The organism is Mycobacterium basiliense, from assembly GCF_900292015.1.
Taxonomy (GTDB): Bacteria; Actinomycetota; Actinomycetes; order Mycobacteriales; family Mycobacteriaceae; genus Mycobacterium; species Mycobacterium basiliense.
Genome location: NZ_LR130759.1, coordinates 24,064 through 36,462 on the forward strand (window position 1 = coordinate 24,064; position 12,399 = coordinate 36,462).

At 65.6% G+C, this 12,399-nt stretch carries 9 protein-coding genes and 1 tRNA gene; 3 read left to right on the forward strand and 7 right to left on the reverse strand.

The window, feature by feature from the left end; genetic code table 11:
• The first annotated feature begins 4 nt into the window (after nucleotides 1-4).
• A complete protein-coding gene (locus tag MB901379_RS00140) occupies nucleotides 5-691 on the forward strand; it encodes an aminodeoxychorismate/anthranilate synthase component II (protein ID WP_158014760.1) in 687 nt (228 codons plus the stop codon).
• On the opposite strand, the gene pknB is transcribed toward MB901379_RS00140, so the two are convergent.
• The 7 genes from pknB to MB901379_RS00175 all read right to left on the reverse strand — a co-directional run bounded on the left by pknB (nucleotide 669) and on the right by MB901379_RS00175 (nucleotide 10,502).
• Nucleotides 669-2,549, reverse strand: coding sequence for a Stk1 family PASTA domain-containing Ser/Thr kinase (gene pknB, locus MB901379_RS00145; RefSeq protein WP_158014761.1), 1,881 nt, complete (start codon nucleotides 2,547-2,549; stop codon nucleotides 669-671). The two genes, MB901379_RS00140 and pknB, sit on opposite strands and share 23 nt — an antisense overlap.
• Nucleotides 2,546-3,853: a serine/threonine-protein kinase gene (locus MB901379_RS00150; protein ID WP_408632323.1), complete on the reverse strand. Its 1,308-nt coding sequence runs from the start codon at nucleotides 3,851-3,853 to the stop codon at nucleotides 2,546-2,548. Before MB901379_RS00150 ends, pknB begins: the two co-directional genes overlap by 4 nt.
• Nucleotides 3,850-5,325 carry a D,D-transpeptidase PbpA gene (gene pbpA / locus MB901379_RS00155; protein ID WP_158014762.1) on the reverse strand — a complete coding sequence of 492 codons (1,476 nt, stop codon included), beginning with the start codon at nucleotides 5,323-5,325 and terminating at the stop codon, nucleotides 3,850-3,852. The genes MB901379_RS00150 and pbpA overlap by 4 nt, the downstream gene beginning before the upstream one ends.
• A complete protein-coding gene (locus MB901379_RS00160; protein ID WP_158014763.1) occupies nucleotides 5,322-6,731 on the reverse strand; it encodes an FtsW/RodA/SpoVE family cell cycle protein in 1,410 nt (469 codons plus the stop codon). Before MB901379_RS00160 ends, pbpA begins: the two co-directional genes overlap by 4 nt.
• Nucleotides 6,728-8,311 (reverse strand): PP2C family protein-serine/threonine phosphatase, encoded by a 1,584-nt coding sequence (locus MB901379_RS00165; RefSeq protein ID WP_158014764.1) that lies wholly within the window; start codon nucleotides 8,309-8,311, stop codon nucleotides 6,728-6,730. The genes MB901379_RS00160 and MB901379_RS00165 overlap by 4 nt, the downstream gene beginning before the upstream one ends.
• Entirely contained in the window at nucleotides 8,308-8,775 is a 468-nt protein-coding gene (locus tag MB901379_RS00170) for an FHA domain-containing protein FhaB/FipA (protein WP_158014765.1), read from the reverse strand. The genes MB901379_RS00165 and MB901379_RS00170 overlap by 4 nt, the downstream gene beginning before the upstream one ends.
• Nucleotides 8,776-8,900: 125 nt before the next feature.
• Nucleotides 8,901-10,502, reverse strand: a complete 1,602-nt coding sequence (locus MB901379_RS00175) for a DUF3662 and FHA domain-containing protein (protein ID WP_158014766.1) — start codon at nucleotides 10,500-10,502, stop codon at nucleotides 8,901-8,903.
• 232 nt (nucleotides 10,503-10,734) lie between these two features.
• Here MB901379_RS00175 and MB901379_RS00180 point away from each other — a divergent pair.
• Nucleotides 10,735-10,817, forward strand: a tRNA-Leu gene (locus MB901379_RS00180).
• Between the two features lie 513 nt (nucleotides 10,818-11,330).
• Nucleotides 11,331-12,305, forward strand: coding sequence for a nicotinamide-nucleotide adenylyltransferase (locus MB901379_RS00185; protein ID WP_158014767.1), 975 nt, complete (start codon nucleotides 11,331-11,333; stop codon nucleotides 12,303-12,305).
• Nucleotides 12,306-12,399 lie beyond the last annotated feature (94 nt).

The window sequence follows — 12,399 nt, forward strand, 5'->3', positions numbered from 1 at the left end:
CACGATGCGGATCCTGGTCGTTGACAACTACGACAGCTTCGTATTCAACCTGGTTCAGTACCTGGGCCAGTTGGGTGTCGAGGCCGAAGTATGGCGCAACGACGACGCACGGCTATCCGACGCAGCCGCGATCACCGACCGGTTCGCCGGTGTGCTACTCAGCCCCGGTCCGGGCACTCCCGAACGGGCAGGGGCTTCGGTGAGCCTTGTTCGGGCTTGTGCAACGGCACGCACCCCGGTGCTGGGGGTCTGCCTGGGGCACCAGGCCATCGGCGTCGCGTTCGGCGCCACCGTAGATCGTGCGCCCGAGCTGTTGCACGGCAAGACCAGCAGCGTATTTCACACCAATAGCGGTGTGCTGCAGGGGCTTCCGGATCCCTTCACGGCGACTCGCTACCATTCACTGACCATCCTGCCCGAGTCGCTGCCGGCCGAATTGCACGTCGTAGCGCACACCGGAAGCGGCGTGATCATGGGAGTTCGGCACACCGAACTGCCGATTCATGGGGTCCAGTTTCATCCCGAATCCATCCTCACCGAGGGCGGGCATCGGATGCTGGCCAACTGGCTCGCCTACTGCGGTTGGGCCAGGGATGACACGCTGGTGCGGCGGTTGGAGAACGAGGTCATGACCGCGGTGCGGGCGCACGTCCCGATGGATGCCGGGGCTACTGACCGAACTTCAGCGTGATGATGCCGTCCCGGTTGACGCCGGCACCGGCCGGCGGGTTCTGATAGACGACCCGGTTGTGTTGAGATCCGCCGGCGTCCACGTCGGGCCCCTTGTCCAACGCACCGGTCCAGCCCAGCGCGCGTAGGCGGGGTTCGGCGTCGGTCCAAAACATGCCGGACAGGTCGGGCATGACGAATTGGTTGCCCTTCGACACCTCAAGCTCTATCACCGAGTCGATCGAAACCGTGGTTCCGGCCGGCGGGTTGGTGCCGACGACACTACCGGCCGGTTTGGGGCTGTCGACCGATGCCTGGCTGAACTTGGTGAAGCCGTAGACGTTGAGATTCTTCTGCGCCTCGTCGACGGTCTGGCCGGCGACGTCGGGAATCTCCTTGGTGGCCGGCCCGGTGCCAACGATGATCGTGATCACGTTGGTGATCGCCGACGTCTGGTTGGCCGGCGGATTGGTCCCGATCACCCTGCCCATGAGTTCGGGGGTCGACGGCGACTTCGCCTCTCTGAATTTACCGAATCCCGCCGCGGTGAGCTTCTTGACCGCCTCGGCGTAGGTCATCGAGGAGACGTCGGGCAGCTCCCGCTGCTCAGGCCCGGTGGATACGTTGATGGTGATCTCGTCGCCGGCAGCCACCGAGGCGTTCGCCGCCGGGTCGGTGCCGATCACATGGTCGGGCGGGATTGTCGAATCCGGTTTTTGCAGGGTGCGTGTCTTGAAGCCCCGGTTTTGTAGGGCCGCTATGGCGTCGGCCGAGGCCTGACCACGCACGTTGGGTACCTGGATGTTGCGGGTGTTGCCGCCGAACGTGTTGATGGCCAGGGTCACCACGATGGTCAGCACCGCTAGCACCGCGACCACGGCCATCCACCGACCCACCGACGGGGTGGACCGGTCACGGTCGACGTCCTCGAGGGCTTGGCGGGGTAACGGATCGGTACGCGGAGCGGTCGCGCTGGACGCCGACGACGCTATCAACGAGCGTCGCTCGGCGCCGGTGAGCACTTTGGGAGCCTCGGGTGGCTCGCCGTTGTGCACCCGGACCAGGTCGGCCCGCATTTCCGCCGCGGTCTGATAGCGATTTTCCGGGTTCTTGGCCAGCGCCTTGAGTACGACGGCGTCGAGGTCGGCCGGGATGCCCTCGTGGCGTTCTGACGGCGGGATGGGATCCTCGCGGACATGCTGGTAGGCGACTGCCACCGGTGAGTCCCCGGTGAAGGGCGGCTCGCCGGTCAGGACCTCATAGAGCACGCAGCCCAACGAATAGACATCGGAGCGGGCATCGACCGAGTCTCCGCGAGCCTGCTCCGGGGAGAGATATTGCGCCGTCCCGATCACTGCAGCCGTTTGGGTGACGCTGTTACCGCTGTCGGCGATCGCCCGAGCAATGCCGAAGTCCATCACTTTCACCGCATTGGTGGTGCTGATCATGATGTTCGCCGGTTTGACGTCGCGGTGAATGATGCCGTTCTGATGGCTGAAGTTCAGCGCCTGGCACGCATCTGCGATCACCTCGATGGCACGCTTGGGCGGCATCGGGCCGTCGGTATGCACGATGTCCCGCAGGGTGACGCCGTTGACGTACTCCATGACGATGTAGGGCAACGGTCCAGTGGGTGTTTCGGCCTCGCCGGTGTCGTACACGGCGACGATCGCCGGATGATTCAGCGCTGCAGCGTTTTGCGCTTCCCGCCGGAAGCGGAGGTAAAAACTTGGATCGCGGGCCAGGTCGGCGCGCAGCACCTTGACCGCGACATCACGGTGCAGCCGCAGGTCGCGGGCGAGGTGTACTTCGGACATACCCCCGAAGCCGAGGATGTCACCCAGCTCGTAGCGGTCGGAGAGGTGCCGAGGAGTCGTCATTGCGGTGTCTCGTATCGGTCCTGCGACGCGCGGTCAGCATGCGTCAGCGGCACAGCCCCGCCGCGTTGCGGTCCAGTAGCTCCGGGGTGATCGCCATCCCACCGCAGGCCCCAATCCTGGTGGCGTTGCCCAGTGGGGGTCGGGCCGGTTGGGCTGACCGGTGACGTCTGGGTCACCGTCGGCGGCGGTGACTGTTGCTGGCCGTCGGCACGCGAATTGATGACGATGAGCACAGCGATGATGATCGCCAGCGCCCCGAGCACCCCAGCGGCCCACAGCAACGCCCGCTGGCCCGAGGAAAAGGTACGCCGGGCCGGCGGCGGTCGGTGTCCTCCGGTCGCCGGTCGGGATCGACGGGGCGGCGCGGTTCGGCTGGCGGTGTTGCTGGCGATTCTGGCCGGTGCGCTCGACGGTATCGCTGCCGGAGCGGCCCGCCCGGGCGGCGGTGACTGGCTGGGCCTGGGTGGACGACGTCCCGCCCGTACCGCCGCCACGGCGTCGGCAAACGGTCCCCCACTGCGATAACGCATGGTGGGGTTCTTCACCAAGGTGATCTCGATGAGTTCGCGCACGTTGGGCGGCAAATCCGGCGGCAGTGGCGGTGGCGGTTCTTTGATGTGCTTCATCGCCACGGTCAGGGCACCGTCACCGGTAAACGGCCGCTTGCCCGAAACCGCTTCGTATCCCACGACCCCCAAGGAGTAGACGTCGCTGGACGGACTGGCGTCGTGGCCCAGTGCCTGTTCGGGGGCGATGTATTGCGCGGTGCCCATCACCATGCCGGTCTGGGTCACTGGCGCCGCATCGACCGCCTTGGCGATGCCGAAGTCGGTGATCTTCACCTGCCCGGTGGGGGTGATCAAGATGTTGCCCGGTTTGACGTCGCGGTGGACCAGCCCGGCGGCATGGGCGACTTGAAGAGCGCGGCCCGTCTGCTCGAGCATGTCCAGCGCGTGTCGAAGCGACAGTCGGCCGGTGCGCTTGAGGACCGAGTTCAGCGGCTCCCCGTTGACCAGCTCCATCACCAGATAGGCGGTGCGGCCCTCTCCGTCCATCTGGCTCTCGCCATAGTCGTGGACCGCGGCGATCCCCGGGTGGTTCAACATAGCCGTCGTACGGGCCTCGGCCCGGAACCGTTCGATGAACTCCGGATCTGAGGAGAATTCGCCCTTGAGCACTTTGACCGCGACCCGGCGGCCGAGCCGGCTATCTACCGCCTCCCAGACCTGGCCCATGCCACCGGTGGCGATGAGCCGCTGCAGGCGGTATCGGCCGGAAAGCGTCACACCAACGCGGGGGCTCATGGACCCCCCTGAAGCGCTGCCTCGATGACGGCCCGCCCGATCGGCGCGGCAAGCGCACCCCCGGTCGCCGACAAGCGATCGCCCCCGTTCTCCACCAGCACCGCGACGGCAACTTTAGGAGCCTGTGCGGGCGCAAACGCGATGTACCACGCGTGCGGTGGAGTGTGACGGGGGTCTGATCCGTGCTCTGCGGTACCCGTCTTGGATGCGATCTGCACGCCGGGGATGGCCCCTTTCTGCTGTGCGACTTTCTCGGCGCCGACCATCAGCTCTGTTAGCTTAGCGGCGACCTGCGGCGACACTGCGCGGCGCTGCTGATGTGGCGCGGTCGTGCTGATGTTAGCTAAATCGGGCCCTTTCAGGCTGTCGACCAGGTATGGCCGCATGGCGATCCCGCCGTTGGCAATGGTCGCGGCGATCTGCGCGTTTTGCAGCGGGGTGAGTGCAACGTCTTTTTGTCCGATACTCGACATGCCCAAAGCGGCGGCGTCCGGAATCGCGCCCACCGTCGATTCGGCGACCTGCAACGGTATCGCGCTCGGTGGCGTGTCCAGACCGAACGCCTGCGCCATGGCGCGCAGGGCTCCAGCTCCGGTCTGGATGCCCAACTGGACGAACGCGGTATTGCAGGACTTGGCGAAGGCCTCGCTCAGCGAGACGGTGTCCTGGCCGCCGCATGGTGTACCACCGTAGTTTTCCAGCGTCGCGGTGCTGTTGGGCAGCGAGATCGCGGCCGCGGCGGTGAGCTGCTCGGTCTCGTTGGCGCCAGCCTGCAACGCGGCCGCCGTGGTGATCACTTTGAACGTCGAACCCGGCGGGTACGTCTCGGAAATAGCTCGGTTGGTCAGCGGCGATCCGGGACTATCACGCAGCCGCTGCCAGGCGTGCGCCTGTACCTCCGGATCATGCGACGCCAACAGGTTGGGGTCATATGACGGCGCCGACACCAACGCCAAAATCTTGCCGGTCGACGGTTCCAGGGCGACGATCGCGCCCCGGCAGGGACCGTCGCAGCCCTGTTGCATCGCGTCCCAGCCGGCCTGCTGGATACGCGGGCTGATCGTGGTGTCCACATTGCCGCCACGTGGGTCGCGTCCGGTAAAGAAGTCGGCCAGTCGCCGCCCGAACAACCGCTGGTCGGACCCGTTGAGCACCGGGTCCTCGGCGCGTTCCAGGCCGGTACTGGAATAGCGCAGCGAGTAAAAGCCGGTCACCGGCGCGTACACCTCGGGATTGGGATAGAACCTGAGAAAACGAAACCGGCCGTCGGTGGCCACTGAATAGGCCAACAGTTGGCCGCCGGCGGTGATCTGACCACGCTGCCGCGAGTACTCGTCGAGCAGTACCCGCTGGTTGCGCGGATCGGCACGCAGCCCGTCGGCGGTGAATACCTGCGTCATCGTGGCGTTGAGTAGTAGCAGCACGATCAACGCCATAACGGTCACCGAGATACGGCGCAGAGAGGCGTTCATACCCGCTCGATCACCTCAGTGCCGGCCGCCGCGATCGACGAGGTATTTCGGGGACGGGTGCGCAGCGGACGGCGGGCGCTGTGCGAGATGCGCGCCAAGATGGCCAGCAGTACATAGTTGGCCAACAACGACGACCCACCGTAAGACATCCACGGGGTAGTCAACCCGGTCAGCGGGATGAGCTTGGTGACACCGCCGACAACGATGAACAGCTGGATGGCCAGGGTGGATGCCAAACCTGCGGCCAACAGCTTGCCAAAACTGTCCCGGGTGGCGATCGCGGTGCGAAGGCCCCGGATGATCACGATCGTGTAGAGCATCAAGATGGCTGCCAGCCCGACAAGCCCTAACTCTTCGCCGAAGGCGGCGATGATGAAGTCGGTGGAGGCCGCCGGCACGGTGTCGGGTTGCCCATTGCCCAGACCGGTGCCGAAGACGCCGCCGGTGGCGAAGCTAAACAGCGCCTGCACCATCTGGTAGCCGCTACCGTCGGGGTCGGCGAACGGATCGAGCCAGTTCTGCACTCGAACCCGGACATGGTCGAACAAGAAGTAAGCCACAGTGCTTCCCGCAGCGAACAGCGTCAGCCCGATGATGACCCAACTGAACCGTTGGGTGGCCAGGTAGACCACCACCAGGAACGACGCATACAGCAGCAGTGAAGTGCCGAGGTCTTTCTCGAAGACCATCACACCCACCGAGGTCACCCAGGCCGCGAGCAGCGGAGCCAGGTCGCGCGGACGTGGCAGGGTCATGCCCATCAGATGCTTACCCGCGCTGGTGAATAGGCCACGCTTGGCCACCAGCACCGCCGAAAAGAAGATCAGCAGCAGGATCTTGGAGAACTCGGCGGGTTGAATGGAGAAGCCCGGCAACCGAATCCAGATCTTGGCGCCGTTCTGCTCGGATAGCGACGCGGGCAGCAGCGCGGGAATGGCCAAGATGATCAGACCGACCAGTCCGCAGGTGTAGCCATAGCGGGCGAGCTGCCGGTGATCCTTGAGGAAGATCACCACGAGCGCGAATGAGATTACGCCGACCAGAGTCCACAGCATCTGCAGGTTTGCGCTCGGATGGCCGTGCGCACCCACCTCGTTATCGACCAGGTCGAGTCGGTGAATCATGACCAGACCGAGCCCATTCAGCAGCGCGACTACCGGCAGCAGAAGCGGGTCGGTAAACGGTGCGAAGCGCCTAATCGCCAGGTGCGCGAATCCGAACAGGGTCAGGAAAGCCAGTCCATAGCTGGCCAGGTCCCAGCTCAAGCCGCGTTCTTGGTTGGCTTGCACGATCAGCAGCGCGGCGATGGTGATCACCGCGGCGAAGCACAACAACAGCAGCTCGGCATTTCGTCGGGTCGGCAACGGCGGCGTCACCGTCACGGGCGGCTGTAGCTGCGTCGTCATGCCGCCGCCCGGCAGTCAATGCCCGGCTGCGGTGGGGGTGGCGGAAGCGCGGTCACAGTCGGCGGAGGGGTTGTCGGTGTAGCGGGGGGTGACGCCGACGCAGTGGGAGGGGTATCAGCGGGGGTGGTGCCTGCAGTCCCGGAAGTGGTCGTCGGTGCGGAGCCGGCGGAAGAGGTGGTGGTCGGCGTAGTCGGGGCGGTTGCGGAGGTCGGGGAAGTCGTGCTCGTTGGCGAGGGGGTGACGGCCGGTTGTCCGGGGGTGTCGCTGCCGGTGGTCGGCCCCGTGGATTCCGGCGGGGAGGTCGCGCGCGGCGCCGGGCAGGGTGGCAGCAGCGAATTGGCGGCCAACTCGCGCAACTGCCCGATGGCGTCATCCAGCGATCCTGTTGGCAGCCCGGCTTGCACCTGCGCACGCTCGGGGGGACGCAGATCCTCCAACTTCATCAGGTGGCAGTCCAGGTTATCGACGGATTGTCCGTAACTGACCTGAGACAGGTCATTGCGAGAGTTCAGACAGCCCATTAGATAGGGCTCGTGCAGGGAGATGCCCAACAGCGAGCCTTGAATCCCGCGCATGATCGACACCGTGCCGTTGTATTCGGCGACGTAATAGTTGTTGCGGATGATCGCACGACCGATAAACAGCCCCGCCAGGGCCAGCAGCACGACCAGGGCGGCAACCAACGTCACCCGCCGCCGCGACCAGCGGTGTCGATGGAGTGTCTCGGCCTGTGGGGGAACCCGCTTGACGACTTCCTTTCGTGGAGCTATCGCCGAGGCCCGTCCCGCCGCGGTGTTGGGCAGCGTCAGTTGGTCGTCGTCACCGGATACCGCCCCCGCCAAAATCGGCTGCGTCTGGCCGTACTCGTAATCGACCACGTCGGCGACCACCACGGTCACGTTGTCCGGGCCGCCGCCGCGCAGCGCAAGCTCGATCAAGCGGTAGGCGCTTTCGGCGACATCGGGAATCTGCAGCGCCTCGTGGATGGTTTCGTCGCTCACCGGGTCGGACAATCCGTCCGAGCACAGCAGGTAGCGGTCGCCGGCGCGCACTTCCCGCATGGTCAACGTGGGCTCGACCTCATGACCGGTCAGCGCGCGCATGATCAACGACCTCTGCGGGTGGCTATGCGCTTCCTCCGCGGTGATTCGGCCTTCGTCGACCAGAGTCTGGACAAAGGTGTCGTCTTTGGTGATCTGCGTCAGCTCGCCGTCGCGCAACAAATAGCCCCGCGAGTCACCGATATGGACCAGTCCCAGCCGGTTACCGGCAAACAGGATCGCGGTGAGTGTGGTGCCCATGCCTTCGAGTTCCGGCTCCATCTCCACCTGAGCCGCGATCGCCGAGTTGCCGGAACGAACCGCGGTGTCCAGCTTGGCCAGCAGGTCGCCACCGGGCTCGTCGTCATCGAGATGCGCCAGCGCGGCGATGACCAGTTGAGAAGCGACTTCGCCGGCGGCGTGACCACCCATCCCGTCGGCCAGGGCCAGCAGGCGCGCACCGGCGTAGACGGAGTCCTCGTTATTGGCGCGCACCAGGCCGCGATCGCTGCGGGCCGCATATCGCAGAACCAGGGTCACGGGCGCAGCTCGATTGCCGTCTTGCCGATCCGTACCGGCGTCCCCATTGGAACTCGTACCGCAGTCGTCACCTTCGCCCTGTCAAGGTAAGTGCCGTTCGTCGACCCTAGGTCTTCGACGTACCATTCCGTTCCCCGCTGACTTAGCTTGGCATGCCGTGTCGAGGCGTAATCGTCGGTCAACACCAAGGTCGAGTCGTCAGCGCGGCCGATCAACACCGGCTGCCCGCTCAACGTGATGCGCGCTCCCGAGAGCGCACCCTCGGTCACCACGAGATAGCGCGCTGATTGGCCCCGGCGGCGCGACGGCAACAGCGTGCCACGCAACGCCAACCCCCGACGCACCATCACGGCGCCGGTCGGTGCGTAGATGTCGGTTCGCAGGATCCGCAGCACCGACCAGATGAACAGCCATAGCAGCATCAAAAATCCGGCACGCGTCAGTTGCAGTACCAACCCCTGCATCTGGCGTCCTTTCCGTCCTGGTGCTGTCACCCCCGCGCCGGTCATTCCGAGCACATCAGCAAAGTCACGATACTTGGACGGCGGTCGGAGCGAGGTCAAGCGCGGCAGCATTGAGCCCAGAGGGTTCAGTGAATCCGGACGATGATCTCGGAATGACCCAACCGAACCACGTCGCCATCGGCCAGTTGCCACTCTTGTACCGGCGCGTTGTTGACCGTGGTGCCGTTGGTGGAGTTGAGGTCCGTCAGCAGCGCGACCTGTCCATCCCAGCGGATCTCCAGGTGTCGACGCGAAACGCCGGTGTCAGGCAAGCGGAACTGCGCGTCCTGGCCGCGGCCGATGATGTTCGAGCCGTCCCGCAGCTGGTATGTCCGGCCGCTACCGTCGTCGAGCTGCAAGGTGACCGTGGTACCCGGAGACCCGTAGCCGCCCTGACTGTAGCCCCCATAGCCGCCGCCGGGCGCCTGGCCGTAGTCGGGTGCAGCCGCCTGGCCGTAGTCGTAATCACGGCCGGCCGGCTCGCCGTATCCGCCGCCTTGCGGCGGATACCCGCCCGGCGCCGAAGTCTCGGCGTACTGCGTGTAGTCGCCCTGCCCGTAGTCCTGTCGGCCGTATCCGCCGCCCTGCTGGTAGCCCTGATCATAGCCACCGCCCTGATCGGGGTAGGACGGCCGCTGTTGTTCGGCGGGCGCCGGCGGGGCACCGGAAGCGGCGTAACCGCCTTCCTCCTGTCGCCCGGGCTCCCGCCCGTAGTCGCCGTAGCCGCCGTAACCCGGCTGCCCGCCGCCCGGCGGCTGGCCGTAGCCGCCGCCCTGGCGGTAACCCTGGTCATAGGCTTGGCCATACCCGGAAGGAGCTGGCGGACGCTGTTCGTAGGACGGCGGGTAGCCGCCCTGGTCGGGGTATCCGCCGCGCTGCTCGGGGTAGCCGCCTTGGTCTTGGTAGCCCCGTTGGTCGGGGTAGCCGCTTTGGTCTTGGTAGCCCCGTTGGTCGGGGTAGCCGCCGCGCTGTTCGGGGTAGCCGCCTTGGTCTTGGTAGCCGCGTTGGTCGGGATATCCGCCCTGATCTGGGTGCCGCTGCTGTGGCGGGTAGCCCTGCTGGGGCGGGTAGCCGCCGGCCTCTGGCGGGTATCCACCCCGGGGATCCGGTCCGCCGTGTGCACCACCGCGCGGATCCTCCTGTGGATGTGGATAGCGATCGTCGTAGTATTCGTCGGGCCGCCCCTGCCCCTGACCGCCGCGGTAGGTCGAATTGTCAGTCATTGGTGGTACTCCTGGTTCTGCGCCAAACGCGTCATTCGATTGTGGCCGGGCGAAATCGGTGCCCATCGGGCGGGGCTCGACGTCGGGGTTAACAGCCCCGCGGGCGCGGAACTGGCCGGTGCGCAGGTTCGACGACTGCTCGAACCGAACGACCACCTCACCATACGTTTGCCACCCCTGTTCTTGGATATAGAGCCCCAAGTGCCGAGCAAAATCGCTCGAGGTGAGATCCGGATCGGCACTCAACTTTTCCGAGTCGTGCACACTGAGGGTAATGATGTATTCGTTGGGCGCCAAAAGACGATTTCCCTGCAGCGTCCGCACGCCATCAGCGGCTTCGCGCCGCAACAGGGCCTCTACCTCTTGCGGAACGATCGATCCCCCGAACATCCGGGCAAACGCATCCCCGACGGTCGACTCGAGCTTGCGTTCAATGCGCTGAACCAGCCCTTTCTGGCCACCCATCTTTCAGCGCTCGCCTCACTAATGTCCTGGTCTATCGTCGGCGCGAGGCAAACGACTCACCTGCGTGTTGTGATTAACAGCCCATGCTATCGGGACACAGTCACCCGGCGGCACCGTGAGAACCCTGAGAATCACATCGAGACAGCTCAGAGATCAAGTGGTGCGGCCCGACCCCGGTCGGCAGCGGTTGGGGCCCGCGGCTATTACAGTGATATGGTCCTCCGGTTGTTTCGGGCGAGTGGCGGAATGGCAGACGCGCTGGCTTCAGGTGCCAGTGTCCTTCGGGACGTGGGGGTTCAAGTCCCCCTTCGCCCACTGTTGTGGTGAGCCGAGTCATCGGTTACAGATTGCCCCGGCCATCGGCCGGGGTTTTTGTTTTGGTCGCTCAGATGGGCGTGATTAGCGTCGGCGCAATAGCTGACGGCGCCATGAACGCACCAGCCTGACGTCGGCACATCGGGCGTTGGTGGCGGTCAAGGCCTTACCAGCGAGCAGTGCACACCCGGGCCGATCGACGTTTCCGGTTAGCTGGATTGCCGAACTATCGCACGAGATGCCCGCGGCACGATTCCACCCGCAGCGGGTGTACTCGACGTTATCCTGGGGAAACTATGTTTCACCCCACCGCGCGGCCCGACGAGCTAGACGCGGTCGCCTTCCGGTGGCAGGTCCCGCCCGATCGGGCACCGCTACCTCATCGCTCGATATCTCATCGCCCCACGGGGAGCCGGTGGTCCACATCGGTCCCGAGCACGGCGCGTACGGCCCACCGGTGACCGACGAACCAGCGCCACCCCGCGATGTGCGGGCCACGTTGCGGGCACCGACATGACGCACGGAATGGTGCTCGGACGGTTCCTACCGCCCCATGCCGGTCACGTTTACCTCTGCGAGTTCGCGCGCCGATGGGTGGATGATCTGACGATCGTCATCTCAGTTCAGAACGGAGACCCGATTTCGGGTACCCAACGTTTCGCATGGATGCGGGAGTTGTTCCCGTTCGATCGCGTGGTCCATCTCGCCGTCAGGAAGCCGCAGGATCCGTGCGAGCAGCCGCCATCCTGGGACGTCTGGAAGGCGAGGCTGGAGCGCGTGCTTCCTAAGCGGCCCGAGTTCGTCTTTGCCTCCGAGCCGTACGGCGTGGACCTCGCCAACATCCTCGGAGCGCGTTTTGTGGCGGTGGATCAGGCTCGCGCCATCGTTCCGGTCAGCGGAACGAGCATCCGAGCGGACCCGCTTGCCCACTGGCAACACATCCCGCGCTGCGTGCGTCCCGCCTTCGTAAAACGGGTGAGCATCATCGGCCCCGAATTCACCGGAAAGACGACCCTCGCCCGGGTCGTCGCGGAAACGCTCGAAACGACCTGGGTCCCGGAGTGGACGAGGACGCTGCGGGACCGCAACGGTGGCTCGCTGGTGGGGCTGGACTGGACCGAAATTGTTCGGGGGCAAATCGCTTCGGAGGAGGCTTTGGCGCGCAACGCCGATCGGGTGCTGATCTGTGACACCGATCCGCTGGTGGCCACCGTTTGGGCCGAGTTCCTGCGAGGCAGCTGCCCCGAACAGTTGCGTGAATTGGCCAGGCGTCCTTACGATCTGACGCTGTTGACTCGGCCCGATGCGCCCTGCAGCGGTAACGGCGTGCGCTGTCTACCGGGGCAGTCCGACGAGTTCTTCGCCGCCTGCGAGCACGCTCTGCGCGCGGCCGGACGACCCTTTGTGGTGGTCGGCGGCGGTTGGGAAGAGAGGACCTCCGCGGCCCTGCGGGCCGTCGAGAAGCTGGCGCCTTCGCAGCGCTCGTAAGCACGGCGAATGGGGATCGTCCCGGCAATCGGGTGGGCGTGGTGTGCTGCTCGTGGTCGGGGACATCGATGTTGATGCGGCCGAAGAGCCCGCC